This window comes from Roseofilum sp. KMC-1 (assembly GCF_057802075.1).
In genome coordinates, this window is the sequence record NZ_CM173605.1 from 410,421 (window position 1) to 426,058 (window position 15,638).

The following is a 15,638-nucleotide window of genomic DNA, read 5'->3' on the forward strand; positions in this document are numbered from 1 at the left end:
AAATTATTCATGGTTCATTGTTAACGCGGCTTGCATTTGAGTAAACCAGTTAATTAACTGATCGAGTTGTTGATTGGGTTTAAACACGCCTAAGCCTCGGACGGTGACTTTTTTGGGACTGTAGACAAAGCGTTCCTGGAAGCGGCGATCTAGTTTTTCTTTTAATAGGTTCCATGCGGGTTCTTCCATGGGGGTTTCTAAAATGACGTGCTGTTTTCCGTCGGGTTTAATGCGTGAAAAGCCGAGGGATTTGGCGAGTTGTTTGAGTTCCATCACTTGGATGAGTTGTTGGGCGGGTTGGGGAATGGTTCCGTAGCGATCGCCCCATTCCAGCTCAATCAAGCGTAATTCATCACCACAACTCGCCGCCGCTACGGAGCGATAGGCCTGCATTTTCTGATCGAGATCGGGGATATAATCGGCGGGAATAAACGCCGTAATCGGCAGATCGATGCTGGTATCATCGACTTGGGGAATCTCCTGACCTTGGATTTCTCGAATGGATTCTTGTAGCATCTCCATGTATAAATCAAAGCCAATTTCTGTCATTTGTCCGGACTGTTCTGCTCCCAATAGGTTACCGACTCCGCGAATTTCCATATCGCGCATAGCCAACTGATACCCAGAACCCAACTGGGTAAATTCCTGGATTGCCCGCAGACGTTTTTGAGCCGCTTCTGGTAAGGTGCGGCGATCGGGATAAAATAACCAAGCCTGGGCCTGAATTCCCGCCCGACCGACACGCCCGCGCAACTGATACAATTGCGACAAGCCGAATTTATGGGCATCTTCAATTAGAATCGTATTCACGCGGGGAATATCCAAACCCGACTCAATGATGGTGGTACAAACCAGCACATCGGCTTCCCCATTGCTAAAACTGAGCATTGTCGCTTCGAGTTCCGTTTCTGCCATCTGTCCATGGGCGATCGCCAATCGCACCCCTGGCACATTTTCCCGAATCCGGGTACTGATCTCCTCAATTCCCTCAACCCTAGGAACCACATAAAATACCTGTCCCCCCCGATCCAACTCCTGACGAATTGCCGTGCGGACTGCCTCCAAATTATACGCCGCTAAATGGGTTTTAATCGGGCGACGGGACGGGGGTGGGGTGGTAATTAAACTCATCTCTCGCACCCCCGACAAAGACATATAGAGCGTGCGCGGAATCGGGGTTGCACTCAGGGTTAACACATCTACCTGAGTTTTCAGCGCCTTAATTTTCTCCTTCTGATTCACCCCAAACCGTTGCTCCTCATCCACCACCAATAAGCCCAAATCTCGGTATTTTACCTCCTTGCTCAATAGAGCTTGAGTGCCAACGACTACATCTAATTCCCCCGTGGCTAACCGTTGTTGAATCTCCTTCCGTTCCGTGGGAGTGCGAAAGCGGTTTAATAAACCTACCTCAATGGGATAGGGGGCAAATCGTTCTTTTAGGGTGTGATAATGTTGCTGGGTTAAAATGGTGGTTGGAGCCAAAAATGCCACCTGTTTTCCTGCCGTCACTGCCTTAAAAATGGCGCGAATTCCCACTTCTGTTTTACCAAATCCTACATCACCACAAACCAATCTATCCATGGGGCGTGGCGATTCCATATCTCGCTTAATATCCTGGGTTGCCTTCAGTTGATCAGGAGTGGCTTGATAGGGAAAAGAGTCTTCTAACTCCTGTTGCCAAGGGGAATCGGGGGGAAAGGCAAACCCTTCTTGTTGCGCTCTGGCTGCATAGAGTTTGAGCAAGTCTACAGCTAGTTTTTTAATACTTTTGCGAACTTTATTTTTGGTTTTCTCCCAAGTTTTTCCAGCTAATTTATGTAAGGTGGGCTGCTTGCCATCGGTGGAGCGAAAGCGAGATAACGATCCCACTTGATCGGCGGCGACGCGGAGTAAACCATCTTCATATTTAATGACTAAATATTCTCTGGTTTCGTCATTCACTGTCAGCTTTTCTAACTTCATGAAGCGTCCGACTCCATGGCTTTTGTGAACCACATAATCGCCGGGTTTGAGGGTATTGGGATCGACTTGTTTGGAGGCAGCGCGGCGACGTTTGCGGATGTAGCTAGGGGTGGCGAGGCTATGTTGCCCATAAAATTCGCGATCGCTCACTACCATGATCTTGAATGTCGGCAGCACAAAGCCTTCTAGCTCTGCAACTCCGGAATATTTGAGGGCGATCGGGGTATAGTGAACTTGCAGAGATGCGATCGCCTGATAATCCTTGGGATTGGGTATAAATTTTGCTGCACAATCATGTTCTTGGAGTAAGGAAACCGATCGCGACGGCTGGGCAGAAATCACAAAGATCGATGTTCTATTTTTACTCTCTTCTCTCAGAGTTTCTGCGAGTTTAGCAAACTGATGGGGAAGAACAGGAACCGGACGACTGGAGAGGTTAAGCGCTCCAGATAGATTACTTTCGGCTAATTCGGATAAGTGCAGACAGGGATAGGTTTGCACTTGGCTTAAAGACTCGGCAAACGGGCGATGAATGGGGGGCAATTTACCCACCCCTTCAATACTTCGACTCCGCTCAGTAACCGCCTCCTTCAGGGTTTTATACTGCTCTTGGATATGTTGTACCCAATTATCGCTATGGCTCTCACATTGTGTTGGTTCATCGATCGCCACTAAGGTATTTTCCGGTAAATAATCCCACAGGGAAGCGGGAGTGTCAAATGCTAACCCTAAATAGGCTGAGGAGAATTCCGGCAAGTTCTCCAAACCCAGAGCAGTTAGCGCTTCCTCAAGGATGGGCGTAAAGGCAGTCGGGGTTAAAATGACTTCTGTAATCGGATCGAGCGATCGCCCCGTAGCTGGATCGAGTTCCTTAATCTTGTTCAGAGCATCCCCGTCTCCCTCCGTTGCCCACCATTCCAGGCGCACTGGCAACTCCGAAGCCACGGGGAAAATGTCAACAATGTCTCCTCGGCGACTCCATTGCCCCTCGGTTTCCACGGAAGTTACCCGCTCGTAACCCAATTGACTTAACTTCCGATCCAGTGTCTTACTTTCCCAGATATCCCCCTTTCGCAACCGCAGAGCATAAGGCTTAAACGCTTCTAGGGGCGGTAGATGGGGTTGTAGTGCCCGTTCCGTACAAACTATGGCTCGTTGACGTTCGGGATCGCCCAATACCAACTCCGCCAACACCTGCATCTGTCCCCAAACCATTTCCGGTTCTGGAGGACTGGATTCATAGGGGGAGGCTTCCGTGGTGGGATAAAAAAGAACAACATCCCAATCCATGGCTTCCAATTGCGCCGTCCATCGGTTTGCCTCTTCCATGGTTGCTGTCACTACCAACAATGAGCGAGATTCCGCTTGTGAGAGCGCAGAAGCCACTAAACCCTTGGGAAACCGGGGAATTCCCTGAAGCGCTAAGGAGCGGTTTTCGCCCTTGAGTTTAGTCAGCAACTCTTGCGTTAGAGGCGATCGCCGCAAGGTTCGCAAGATAGAGGAAAAAGCCATAAATCCAACAGTTACCGAATGTGAGTCCAATCTATTAGTTTAAACCGGGAATGGGTGATTGGCGATCAGTAATAAAAAATGTTCAATTAATCCGAGTCAATTGCGTAGCTGAATTAGATGGCATTGGAGAGCTAGTAGGAATACCCAAGCCTATTCATTCTTTTTTGAAAGCAAAAATCCCCAAATTACCCATAGAAATGCTTTTGAAACCAAACCCAGCTAGAATTTGCCAGGCAAGCATCAATCATACGGTAAGAATTAACAAAAAAGTGAGAAGGAAGTCCATGCTGACGGCGATTTTCTCGTTCTTCAGGTGTCAGTTCTTCCCACATTCTTAAAAACAGACGTACATAAGCCTGTCTTTCTGTCAGATTAGTCCATAGGTCTAGCTCCCACCACAGGTCTAGTTCCCCATCATCCCCATCCTCCAGCCTTAAGTCACGATCCTGAAACAGCCCTAATTCCTGAGCTAAAGATTCTCCTCCAGGTTGAATCTCTACCAGTACAGTTGGATCGATAGAATAGGTAAGGTCGAGAATACCATACTGGGCGATCGTTCTCTCTCGCACTGTCAATTCCGGTTTATAAAATTGGGTGGAGATAGGCAGCATATCGCGGCATTGTTCCAAAACCTCTTCAGGTGCAGTTTCTGCACTAGAAATATGGAGCGATCGCCCAATCAAATCTATAATTTCTTGATATTTCAAAGTAGCGATTATTTCACGTATGATTGCTACCATTTCAGCTTGGTTCATAGAAAGTAGATGAGTGTAGTTGATTGGATCGAAACAACGATGGGCAAGATCGCGGGGATGAAATAGAAACCATGTCGCCACATCAGTAATGACAGAAAGCTTAATATTCAGTTCACTTCCAAGGCCCGTATTCGGATTTTTTGACTATAAGCGCTATACATGAGGGATAGCCCTCACCTCAAACCCCTTCTCCCACGGGAGAGGCAGGATCAAAATTTTTAATTTTTTCGGCTGTCGCCGACATGAAAATTTTTAATTTTTAATTTTTAATTGATATTAGGAGGGTAGCACGGGGAGCAAAAAAGCCAAGATAATACCACCTATAACCATGATTTCCACTCCTTGTAAGAGGCGACTAGAGGAGATTTTTCTCAGACCTTGCAACCAAGATTTAGGGGTATCTCGATCTCGCCGGGAGAATTGCAACATCGATCGCAGTAAAGGCACTCCACCCACTTTAGCGCCCAGTAACAGATGTAGAGCTAAACTCAGGAAGACAATCAGCCATGCAACTAAATGGGCTACATACCAGGGGCGGTCAGTTTCTCCAGCCGGAAGCCATTCTTCTTTCATCATTCTACCGGTGATGACGGCGAAAGTGGCGGCCAGCAACATGAAGGTATTGGCTAAACGGTGCATAAACACCCACCAAACGGGTTTACCCACCTGTTTTAAGGGGTTAAAAGATTGCTCTTGAATGAGGCGATGATAGCCAATGTGAAAGCTATAGAAGGCAAAGAGGGGAAGTAAGAGCAGGAAGGTAAGGGCGATTGTACCGTGAATGCCTTGGATATCGGGTAGGTTGGGTAAAGGTAGGCTACCCCAACGCCCATCATAGGTGTTATAAACCCAAAAACCGGAAATCAGGGCCAAAATCACCAGTAGGGCACTGCCACCATGTAAGATTCGCAGGAGAACAGGCTGGTAGGGAGTAGACCGGGGCATAAGCAAAAGGGATTTAATCTGTGTCGCTTTAAACTATAGCAAACGGGATAACAAAGGATTTATATATTACTCTCCCCACTCAGGGCCTTGACCTTATACTCGACTATAGGGTTTAGAGTAGAGCTATTGAGCTGGTAAGCAAGTGAGATCTATGTTTCAAGTCGGCGAAGTATCGCGCACTTTAGGCATTAATCCACAAACCCTTTACTTTTATGAACGGATCGGATTAATTCCTGCTCCTGAGCGCACCCCAGCAGGCTATCGCTTGTTTAGTCAGAGCGATATGGAACGGCTGGCATTTATTGTGCAAGTGAAAGCTTTAGGACTGAGTTTAGATGAGATTAAGGATATTCTCTCACTTAAGGATGGGCGATCGCTCACTTGTCAAGCAGTGCATGAGCGCCTATGTAAGAAACTTAACGAGATTGAACAGCAGATTCAACAGTTACAAGCTCTGCACCATCAGTTAACGCTATTGGTTAACCATTGTGCCCAAAATCTAGAAGTCACGGATCGACAGTGTATTGTGTTAGATATAGCATACAAGTCTAAACCGATCAATCAATTTACCCAGGAGCCAGATCATGAGTAACATTCAAGTGGAAGTTTTAGGAACCGGCTGTAAAAAATGTCAGCAGTTAGAAGCCAATGCCAAGCAGGCGATCGCCGAGCTAAGTCTGGATGCAGAAGTTATACACATTACCGATGCGATCGAAATTGCCAAGCGAGGAGTCTTATCCACTCCAGCTTTAATGGTGAATGGTAAGCTCGTCGCCAAAGGTAAAGTAATGAGTGCAGAAGAAATTAAACCCTTGTTGCCAAATTAGAGGGAAATCTTACCCATGTTCGATCCCTTTTATCCCTTCGATTGGCTGGCTTGTCAAATCGTCAATCATCTGTTAGGAATTTCCCTCGATTCCCACCTAGGCGAGAGCTTGCGTTTTTTCCTCTATGATGTGCCTAAGATTCTCACCTTACTGACGATCATTAGCTTTCTAGTGGGTACAGTTCAGAGCTTTTTACAACCAGAGCATGTACGCCATTGGTTAGCAGGAAAACGTCAGTTCAGTGGCAATATTTTAGCCGCCCTGGTGGGAATTGTTACCCCCTTTTGTTCCTGTTCGGCAGTTCCCTTATTTATTGGCTTTTTGACAGCAGGAATTCCTTTAGGAGTCACCTTTTCTTATCTCATTTCTGCCCCTATGGTCAATGAAGTGGCGGTAGTATTATTGTGGGGATTGTTTGGATTTAAGGTAACGCTTCTCTATATTGGCTTTGGGGTAATCTTGGCGATCGTGGCTGGATATATTATCGGTCAACTCAAATTAGAAAGATGGGTGGAATCCTTCGTTTGGCAACTCCCAAAAGCGGATGAATCTATCCCCCTAGAAGATAACTTAGACTCCCATCTAACTTGGCAGCAGAGATTTAATCAAGGCTGGTTTCAGTCGAGTCAAATTATCAGCTCCGTTTGGATTTATGTAGTGATTGGTATTGCCATTGGTGCAGCCATTCATGGCTATGCCCCCACTTCATTGATTAGCCAAGTTGCCGGTGCAAATAATCCTTTTGCTGTACCGATTGCCGTCATTCTCGGTGTGCCTCTATATGCCAATATTGCCGGGGTGATGCCCATTAGTGAAGCCTTAGTTAATAAAGGTATCCCCTTGGGTACAGTGTTAGCCTTCACCATGGCAGTCACGGCTTTATCTTTACCAGAAATTGTGATTTTGCGGAAGGTACTGCGCCCTCAATTGTTAGCAGTTTTTATCACTTTAATGACCGTGGGCATTATCAGCATCGGCTACTTGTTTAATCAATTGTTAGTTTAGCTTAGTTCCTCTGGATTAATTCCGTGGGATCTGAGCAACTCAGCCAGTCTTTCCGCTCGTTGGCGTTCCTGCTCTAACTCCAGTTCAACACTTTCCGCTCGTTGGCGTTCCTGCTCTAACTCCAGTTCAGCACTTTCCGCTCGTTGACGTTCAATTCTGGCTCGTTCATCTCCAGTTAACAGCAAATTACCCTCACTATCCCACCAGCGCAGCCAAGGCAATTCTAAATTGCCATACAATCCTCGCCAAATTCCTAACTCTACACCCATCGGATTAATGGGATAATGGCCTCGTTCATTGGCTGCCACTAACTCATAGTGATTTTCGATTAAATGATAGACTTCTACACTCCCTTTCTCCACTTCATAGATAGCGTAAAATGCTGGGCGAATAATTTGTTCATAGACCCAAAATTTACCCGGTTTTTGCCCCTTTTTCCGCACTTGGGATAAGGGCGTGGAATCGCGTTCTTCTGTACCATCTCCTGAGACGAATTCGATGGCAATTAAAGGGGGAATAAATTCTTGCCATAACACATAGGAACGCCTCACCCTACCCTCAAGAGTAGGAGGAACGTTAGGAACATAAAACCAGTCCGGACATTCTGCGCCTTTTTCTGGGGGTTCGGTCATTCTCCAATAGATGCCACAGTCTTGACCGATGGCATAATTTTGGTCTGGGTGCAGGCGATCGAGGGTAGATTGAATCGAATCAGTCAGTAAGATACTTTGGGGATGCTCCTGAAAGTTTTTCACAAAAGTACCATCCGAGTCAGGCAGTTGGGTATGGTCGGGAAGGCTGGTAATTTTTGGTTCTGATGATTGGGCGATGGTCATAGGTCAGGGTTTCTCATCGCAGGGAATAGAAGACAGTATAGCATTTGAGGGCAAGCTAGGTTGGCAGAAGTGGCGATCAGCCCTATAATTAAAGACAATCAAGATCTAAATCAAGCTAATTCTATGTCTTCGTCTATATCTATTAGCTCCCTTAAAATCTAGTATTGAAACCATCTTAGAACAGGAAAACTTAGACATTGAGTGATGCTACACAGAGTCAAAATGGCGATCGCTCTGATTCCGATTACCCTAGATCATCGTCTGTTGTGATACATATAACTTTCCAGTTCGGCGATCGCCTCTTTTTTCTCAGAATCCGATAAAAATGAACTCAGAAAGGAGTTTTTCGCCAGTTGATATAAATCCTGTTGACTCAAGTTTAGAGCTTCATAGATGGCCATAAAGTTCTCTTGCAAATAGCCCCCAAAGTAGGCCGGATCGTCGGAGTTAACCGTCACCCGTAAACCTGCATCTAATAATTGTTTAAGGGGATGATGCTTCAGGGTTTCAAAGACGCGAAGCTTCACATTGGAGAGAGGACAAACCGTGAGGGGTATTTGATGCTCTTTCAGCCACTCCATCAGTTTAGGGTCTTCTGGCGATCGCACCCCATGATCGATACGAGCAACTTTGAGTAACTCGATCGCTTCCCAAATATATTCTGGCGGCCCTTCTTCCCCCGCATGAGCAACCGTCAAGAAACCCTGGGATCTGGCTTTATCAAACACGGTGGTAAACTGAGAAGGAGGATGACCCAATTCAGAAGAATCCAAACCCACCCCAACGATCCAATCTTGGAACGGCAGAGCTTGCTCCAGAGTTTTCATCGCCTCTTCAGCACTCAAATGACGTAAAAAACACATAATAACATGGGAACTGATGCCCAGTTGAGTTTTCCCGTCAACCAAGGCTTGATGAATACCGGCGATCGCCGTTTCAAAAGGAATCCCTCGCTGGGTATGGGTTTGGGGATCAAAGAAAATTTCCGTATGGCGGATGCTTTGCTGATGGGCCCGTTGTAGATAAGCCCAAGTTAGGTCATAAAAATCTTGCTCTGTACGGAGGACATTAGCTCCGGCATAGTAGAGATCCAGAAAAGATTGTAGGTCTTTAAACTGATAGGCTTGATGGGCAGCTTCTATGGAATCATAGGGAAGGGTCATTTGGTGGCGATCGGCCAAAGCAAACATTAATTCCGGTTCCAAAGATCCCTCAATATGAATATGCAATTCCGCTTTGGGTAGGTCTCGAATCCAGTTACTAATCATCGTCCCTGCTCCTATTTTATTCTGAAAACAAAATCTGTAAAAGAGAAATATTATCTACTTCTTATTTTAGCAAATTCATCCCGAAGCGTTTGGATCAGATCGACCCTAGAACAGGAGTCTGTAATTCTGTCAGCATTATCCATGATTTTTATTGAGTGTTTCTATGGGATTTATCGCCCCGATCTCCCCCTCAATGTACAGCCCAATGATATAATTACAGATAATCTTTTATTGTAAATCGTTTAGACCTCAACAATGGACTTTAAGTTTCAGTTTGCCATTATCAGTGATTTACATATTGCCCTGCCCCATACCATTTGGGATCATCCTAAACGCTTCCATCTGGTAGAATTAAGTATTCCTGCTTTAGAGTTAGCCCTAAATCACATCAGTCAATTGGATCTCGATTTTCTGCTCTTACCAGGAGATTTAACCCAGCATGGAGAACCCGAAAATCATCAATGGTTACAACAGCGTCTCTCCCAGTTACCCTATCCAGTGTATGTAATTCCAGGCAATCATGATATTCCCACTCAGTGGGGCAATCAAACCTCAATTAGTCGCGCTAAATTTCCCACCTATTATCATCAATTTGGTTATCGCCAGTATCGACAAACCGATTATACTTGTGAACTGCTGCCCGGTGTGCGACTCATTGCTTTAGATTCTAATGAATTTGACGAAGAGGGTAAACAACTCGGCTATGGTTATCTGAATGAAGCTCAGTTTCAATGGTTAGAGGAGATATTAGCCACCACCTCTGAACCGTTACGCTTGGTGATGATTCATCATAATGTGATTGAACATTTACCGGATCAAAGTAGCCATTGTTTAGGAAAAAGGTATATGTTGCAAAATGGCCCGCGTTTGATTAAAGTGTTACAGGAAGCAGGGATTCATTTACTGTTTACGGGTCATTTGCATGTTCAGGATATTGCCCAACAGGGAGATTTGTACGAAATTACGACGGGATCTTTGGTGAGTTATCCCCATGCTTACAGAACTTTAAGTATTCATTCTAAATTTAGTGAAAAAACAACCGTTAAGATCGCTTCTCATCAAATTAAAAAGCTTCCGGGTTGGGAGAATTTAGGCGAATTTTCGCGGGAGTGGATGGGAGAAAGATCACACCCCTTTATGATGCGTCTGTTAACTGAAAATCCCTGTAATTTAACGGAAGCCGAAGCCCAGCAATGGGTGGGTTCCCTGCGTTATTTTTGGGCTGATATTGCCCAAGGGGATACCCAGTTTAAATTTTCCCATTTTCCCGAACATCTGCAAGCCTACTTTGAGGGCTTTAGCGCCGATCCAGACTTAGGGGATAATCATCGAGTGATTGAGTTTTGAGTCACCAAGACATTTTCTGTCTAGCAAAGGGGGTGACTTTAGGGTTTTAAGAGGGCGAACGACGGGAGTTGAACCCGCGAGTGGCGGAACCACAATCCGCTGCCTTAACCACTTGGCTACGCTCGCCATAATTTTAGACTGTAGACTACTATAACACAGTTTTAGAGAATTAGCCACCCTGGGCGGCAATTTTTTCTAAGAAACAAGTGGCAATTCTTTGGGATGCGCCGGGTTCGCCCATGCGCCGTCGTCCATTGGCATAGATGAGTTGGAGGCGATCGGGGTCTTCTAGGAGGTCTTGCAGGGTTTTGGGTACAGCTTGAGGACTGGGGACTTGAATCACAGATGGGCCGAGGAGTCGGGCTTGGACTTGGGCGAATTGGGGGGTAAATTGGGGGCCTTTTCCGGGGAGGGTGAGAGCCGGTTTACCGAGGCCGACAAACTGTTCGGTGGCGGTTCCAGCCATGGCTAGGGCAAAATGGGCTTGGTGTAAACAGGTGTTATAGGCGTTTTCGGTTAAGAAGAGTGTGCCGTTACTGAGGGTATAGCAGAGGGTTTCTGGAGAGGGTAGATTGAGACCTTCGGGGGGCTGATTGCGCCGCCATCCGTAGGATTCGAGGATTTGGCTGAAGGTTTCTAAGCCTAATCCGGGGGCGATCGCCCCAAACAGAGTTATCGGTCGATGCAACCCCTTAAACGGTTGCGGTTCGCCCAAAACTTGTCCCACCGCAGTTAACAGCACCTGCCAATTTTCATAGGATTCTGGAGCGCGGGAACCGGGAAGTAACACCAACGCCAAAGATTTCTTCTCTGGCTCCAGTTCCTGCTGTGTCGGTAGCAACTCATCCATCATCGGATTCCCACAATCAAACACGGGCAAGTGCTGCCACTGTTGCAGGGTTTGAGCCGTTAACCGATCCCTAGGAAACACCCCCAGACAGCGTTTTCGTCCCATTAACCACCGCTCCCAAGGCAAATAGACGGAACCCGACCAACCCTGGGCAAAACCGGCTTTTAAGGGGCCATCTTCATCCTGAATCCAATATTCTGATTTCGCTGTCGCCACAAATGCATAGGGTAAACCACTAAGCCAAGCCAACAGGAGGGGCAAAATATCCCCAACCGCCAAGACTGTGCCCCCCTCTTTTGCCCAAGTGCGAATGGCTCCATACTGTTGCCAAATCAATTGCAACATTCCCGCTTTCATATCTTTGGCAAGTTGGCGACCCGACCTATAGACAAAGCCCCCAGAGGGCATAGTTTTCACGGGGCCAATCAGGGGAATATCCATGGGCCGATAGGCCATTCCTTCCCCCACCAGGGACAGGGCAGATAATTGGGGGGGATGGGGGGTTGCCTGTAATTGGCGTAAGATGCGAGTGGCGATCGCATCTTCCCCATGGCCATTACTCAAGCACAGGATTCGCATGATTCAATTAAAAATTAAAAATTAAAAATTAAAAATTAGGTTTGATTTTACAATATCGCAGGGAACAGGGAATAGGGAACAGGGAATAGGGAACAGGGAATAGGGAATAGGCAATTTCTCCCCACTCCCCCATTCCCCTATTCCCCTAGCCTCTCGTTTGCTGAGACCATAACCGGGTGGGGAGTCCCCAAACATAGATAAAGCCTTCAGCCGCTTTATGGTCAAATACGTCTTCTTCGCCGTAAGTGGCCCAATCTAGACTATAAAGACTATTCTCAGATTTGCGGCCGACGATGGTAGCTGAACCTTTGAACAGTTTTACCCGTACTGTACCGGTTACCCGCTCTTGGGTATTGGCGATAAAGCCATCTAAGGCTCCTTTCAGGGGAGAGAACCAGAGACCGTTATAGACCAATTGACTGTAGGTTTGCTCAATTCCTCGCTTATATTGGGTGACATCCGCCGTGAGGGTTAAGCTTTCTAAATCCCGGTGAGCATGGATCAAAACTAATAGAGCCGGGGTTTCATAAATTTCCCTAGATTTAATTCCCACCAGACGATTTTCAATCATGTCAATGCGACCGATACCGTGGTTTCCGGTCATTTGATTGAGTTGGGTAATTAAAGCTACCGGATCGATCGCCTGACCATTGAGGGCAACCGGAACCCCTTTTTCAAAGCCAATCTCGACATATTCCGGTTCATTGGGGGTGTCGGCGATCGCCTTAGTCATCTGATAAATCTCTTCTGGAGGCTCTGCATAGGGATCTTCCAGAACGCCCGCTTCGATCGCCATCCCTAATAAGTTACGGTCAATACTATAGGGGGATTTCTTCTTCACTGGCGCAGGAATGCCGCATTTTTCCCCATATTCAATGGTTTGTTCGCGAGAAAAACCCCATTCCCTTGCCGGAGCGAGGATTTTCAAGTTGGGGTTGAGTGCGCCAATGGCCACATCAAAGCGCACCTGGTCATTGCCTTTACCCGTACATCCATGGGCGATCGCATCTGCGCCATATTCCTCTGCTGCTTCCACCAGCAGTTTAGCAATCAATGGCCGCGCTAAAGCCGTGGATAAGGGATAGCGATTTTCATACAAGGCATTGGCTTGAATAGCGGGAAACCCATACTCTTTTACAAAGGTTTCTGTTGCATCTGCGACCAGGGATACACTCGCTCCAGAATCAAGAGCTTTTTTGCGGATGGGTTCCAATTCATCCCCTTGTCCCAGATCTGCCGCCAAGGTAATCACTTCTTCAACTCCCCATTCATTCATCAGATAGGGAATACAAACGGAGGTATCTACCCCTCCAGAATAGGCTAAAACAACTTTCTTGGCACGACCCATAGGTTTATTCACCCTAAAAACACTAACCGGCTATTGTATCTGCTCAATTAAAAATTAAAAATTAAAAATTAAACATTTTTGGGATAGGGGTAATGGCCCATCTCCCCATCTCCCCATCTCCCCTATCATCGCGCTAGAGTGGAGAGTGTGCATTATTGTTCATTATTCCTTGTTAATTGTTCATTGTTCGTTGTCTATGTTCTTCACTGTTGTGATTCCCACCTACAACCGGTTGCCGATTCTGCAAAAGTGCTTGAGAGCGCTGGAGAATCAGCAGTTGAGCGATCGCCAAATCCAGGGTTATGAGGTGGTGGTGGTTGATGATGGTTCGAGCGATCGCACTTTAGCCTGGTTAGAGGAAGAGCGGGAACAACTGCCCCATGTGCGTTGGTTGGTGCAGGAGCATCAAGGGCCGGCTGCTGCCCGGAATTTGGGGGTCAAGGAGGCTCAGGGCGATATCATTATTTTTATTGATAGCGATCTGGTGGTGACGGAAACCTTCTTAAGCTGCCATGCACAAGCCTTGCGGGAGGGAGAGGAGAAGTTAAGGAGCGATCGCCTGTTCACCTATGGAGCAGTGATTAATACCTGCAATTTTGACGAGCCGACCTCAGAACCCTACAAGATCACAGACTTCTCGGCCGCCTATTTTGCGACCGGGAATGTGGCAATCGCCCGCCATTGGTTAGAAAAAGCGGGACTCTTTGACACCCAATTTCAACTCTATGGTTGGGAAGACTTAGAATTAGGAGTGCGGCTAAAAAATCTCGGACTTAAACTGATTAAATGTCCCCAAGCCGTCGGTTATCACTGGCATCCTCCCTTTAGTCTAGAGCAAATTCCTCGCATGATTGACCAAGAAATTCAGCGCGGACGCATGGGCGTTTTATTCTATAAAAAACATCCCACTTGGGAAGTACGAATGATGATCCAAATGACTTGGATACATCGAATTTTATGGGGCGTTTTATCATTAGGGGGAAGGCTGAATGAGCGGACAATGGCTCCCCTGTTGCAAGGGTTAATCGATCGCGGAAAACCCCAATTGGCTCTCGAAATCGCCCGCATTTTCCTCAATTGGTACAATGTCCAGGGCGTTTATGCTGCTTATGCGGATAGGGAATAGATTAGGACTTGATAGCCATTGAAAGACTCAAGAGCAGTCTTGTTCTTAATTTTTAATTTTTAATTTTTAATTTTTAAATGTACTACCTAGCGCGTGTGCCAACAATAGCCGGGTTTACCATCGGGTAAAATTGCTTGACAAAAATTAGTTCTTATGAGTCTAATATTTTCCGTTGAAACATTCCATAAAATCGCGCCTCGTAAATCCACATTCAACAGCACAATATCGCGGAAATCTGCCCCTTCTAAATTGGCATTGCGGAAACTCGTATGGCGCAATTCAGCATTACGGAAATTAGCGCCCATTAAATTTGCATCTTGGAAACTAGAACTCAAGATAAAGGCATTCTCAAAATTGGCATTACTCAACCTTGCTCCAGTAAAGTTGAGTTGAATTAAGCGAGTATTCTGAAAATTAGCATCGCGCAGATCGATTCCCGCTAAATTCACCTTACGCAGGATAATTTCCCCTAATTCTGTATTTCTCAGATTAGCAGTAAATAGATCGGCTCCTTGGAGATTTGCCCCTTCTAAAATAGCAGACTCTAGATCGGCATTGCGGAGATTGGCTTGTACAAAGCTAGAACTCCTTAAATCAGTTTCACTTAACAGCGCTCCTTGCAGGTTAGCGCGATTAAAATTGGCTCGATCTAAAAACGCGCGACGGAAATCAGCAATGACGCTATCGGTGTTTTCAAGATTAGTTTCTTGTAGGGAAGAATTCCTTAAGTCAGCAATAAATAAATTGGCATTTTGCAGATTGGTTTGCTCTAAATTCGCGCCCACTAACCGCGCTCCTTGTAAGGATGCTCCTTGTAAGTTTGCCCCCTCTAAATTGGCATTTTCTAAGTTAGTGCGGCTCAGGTTTGCCCCCGATAAATCCACTCCTGCTAAATCCCGATTTTCTGCGCCTTGATGAATTAATTCCCAAGCTAATCGCCATTTGGAGTCGATTAGGGTATCCTCATCTAAGCGGGCATGGCGTAAATTGGCTCTGGCAAGATTAGCATAACTGAGATCTGCCCCCCGCAAATCTGCCCCTCGGAGATTGGCTCCTTCAAGGTTGGCTCGGCGTAAAAATGCACCCCGAAGATCGGCTTGTTGGAGTTGTGCCTGTTTTAAGTTGGCTCCCGATAGGTTACTATCGCGAAGGAATGCCCGTTGTAAGGGAGCAGATTCTAGATTACAGCGATCGCAGTCGCGAGTGCGTCGCAGTTGTTCCATATCTCTAGATCTAAAAGCTTGTGCAGAAGTTGGAGATAGGGCAAAAATGAAG

Annotated in this window: 13 protein-coding genes and 1 tRNA gene; 5 read left to right on the forward strand and 9 right to left on the reverse strand. The window is 46.3% G+C overall.

Annotation, left to right across the window (positions count from 1 at the left end; translation table 11 throughout):
* Positions 1 to 3: 3 nt before the first annotated feature.
* The 3 genes from mfd to AC3FZD_RS02000 form a co-directional block, all read right to left on the reverse strand.
* Positions 4 to 3,477, reverse strand: coding sequence for a transcription-repair coupling factor (gene mfd / locus AC3FZD_RS01990; protein WP_488738525.1), 3,474 nt, complete (start codon positions 3,475 to 3,477; stop codon positions 4 to 6).
* 185 nt (positions 3,478 to 3,662) lie between these two features.
* Complete coding sequence (locus AC3FZD_RS01995; RefSeq protein WP_488738526.1) at positions 3,663 to 4,232, reverse strand: hypothetical protein; 570 nt, start codon at positions 4,230 to 4,232, stop codon at positions 3,663 to 3,665.
* Positions 4,233 to 4,508: 276 nt separating this feature from the next.
* On the reverse strand, positions 4,509 to 5,177 hold the full coding sequence (locus tag AC3FZD_RS02000) for a cytochrome b/b6 domain-containing protein (RefSeq protein ID WP_488738527.1): 669 nt from the start codon (positions 5,175 to 5,177) through the stop codon (positions 4,509 to 4,511).
* Between the two features lie 151 nt (positions 5,178 to 5,328).
* Between AC3FZD_RS02000 and AC3FZD_RS02005 the strand changes: the two genes are divergently transcribed.
* Genes AC3FZD_RS02005 through AC3FZD_RS02015 form a run of 3 tightly spaced genes read left to right on the forward strand, consistent with a single transcriptional unit; the run spans position 5,329 to position 7,009 of the window.
* Positions 5,329 to 5,769 (forward strand): MerR family DNA-binding protein, encoded by a 441-nt coding sequence (locus tag AC3FZD_RS02005; RefSeq protein ID WP_488738528.1) that lies wholly within the window; start codon positions 5,329 to 5,331, stop codon positions 5,767 to 5,769.
* Complete coding sequence (locus tag AC3FZD_RS02010) at positions 5,762 to 6,004, forward strand: thioredoxin family protein (RefSeq protein WP_488738529.1); 243 nt, start codon at positions 5,762 to 5,764, stop codon at positions 6,002 to 6,004. The genes AC3FZD_RS02005 and AC3FZD_RS02010 overlap by 8 nt, the downstream gene beginning before the upstream one ends.
* A gap of 15 nt (positions 6,005 to 6,019) precedes the next feature.
* Positions 6,020 to 7,009, forward strand: coding sequence for a permease (locus AC3FZD_RS02015; protein ID WP_488738530.1), 990 nt, complete (start codon positions 6,020 to 6,022; stop codon positions 7,007 to 7,009).
* Here the strand turns inward: AC3FZD_RS02015 and AC3FZD_RS02020 are convergent.
* Both AC3FZD_RS02020 and AC3FZD_RS02025 read right to left on the reverse strand, forming a co-directional pair.
* Positions 7,006 to 7,845 carry a Uma2 family endonuclease gene (locus tag AC3FZD_RS02020; protein WP_488738531.1) on the reverse strand — a complete coding sequence of 280 codons (840 nt, stop codon included), beginning with the start codon at positions 7,843 to 7,845 and terminating at the stop codon, positions 7,006 to 7,008. The two genes, AC3FZD_RS02015 and AC3FZD_RS02020, sit on opposite strands and share 4 nt — an antisense overlap.
* Positions 7,846 to 8,099: 254 nt before the next feature.
* Positions 8,100 to 9,110 (reverse strand): adenosine deaminase, encoded by a 1,011-nt coding sequence (locus tag AC3FZD_RS02025; RefSeq protein ID WP_488740425.1) that lies wholly within the window; start codon positions 9,108 to 9,110, stop codon positions 8,100 to 8,102.
* Positions 9,111 to 9,368: 258 nt separating this feature from the next.
* Here AC3FZD_RS02025 and AC3FZD_RS02030 point away from each other — a divergent pair, with 258 nt between their 5' ends.
* The gene (locus tag AC3FZD_RS02030) at positions 9,369 to 10,460 is read left to right on the forward strand and encodes a metallophosphoesterase family protein (protein WP_488738532.1); all 1,092 of its coding nucleotides are present in this window, start codon (positions 9,369 to 9,371) and stop codon (positions 10,458 to 10,460) included.
* Positions 10,461 to 10,513: 53 nt separating this feature from the next.
* Here AC3FZD_RS02030 and AC3FZD_RS02035 read toward each other — a convergent pair.
* The 3 genes from AC3FZD_RS02035 to AC3FZD_RS02045 all read right to left on the reverse strand — a co-directional run bounded on the left by AC3FZD_RS02035 (position 10,514) and on the right by AC3FZD_RS02045 (position 13,237).
* A tRNA-His gene (locus AC3FZD_RS02035) sits at positions 10,514 to 10,586 on the reverse strand.
* Between the two features lie 43 nt (positions 10,587 to 10,629).
* The gene (locus AC3FZD_RS02040; protein ID WP_488738533.1) at positions 10,630 to 11,889 is read right to left on the reverse strand and encodes a lipid-A-disaccharide synthase-related protein; all 1,260 of its coding nucleotides are present in this window, start codon (positions 11,887 to 11,889) and stop codon (positions 10,630 to 10,632) included.
* Positions 11,890 to 12,034: 145 nt separating this feature from the next.
* Complete coding sequence (locus tag AC3FZD_RS02045; protein ID WP_488738534.1) at positions 12,035 to 13,237, reverse strand: argininosuccinate synthase; 1,203 nt, start codon at positions 13,235 to 13,237, stop codon at positions 12,035 to 12,037.
* 196 nt (positions 13,238 to 13,433) lie between these two features.
* On the opposite strand from AC3FZD_RS02045, the gene AC3FZD_RS02050 reads away from it, so the two are divergent.
* Complete coding sequence (locus tag AC3FZD_RS02050) at positions 13,434 to 14,363, forward strand: glycosyltransferase family 2 protein (RefSeq protein WP_488738535.1); 930 nt, start codon at positions 13,434 to 13,436, stop codon at positions 14,361 to 14,363.
* An 86-nt stretch (positions 14,364 to 14,449) separates the two neighbouring features.
* Here AC3FZD_RS02050 and AC3FZD_RS02055 read toward each other — a convergent pair whose 3' ends face one another.
* Positions 14,450 to 15,586: a pentapeptide repeat-containing protein gene (locus tag AC3FZD_RS02055; protein ID WP_488738536.1), complete on the reverse strand. Its 1,137-nt coding sequence runs from the start codon at positions 15,584 to 15,586 to the stop codon at positions 14,450 to 14,452.
* Positions 15,587 to 15,638 lie beyond the last annotated feature (52 nt).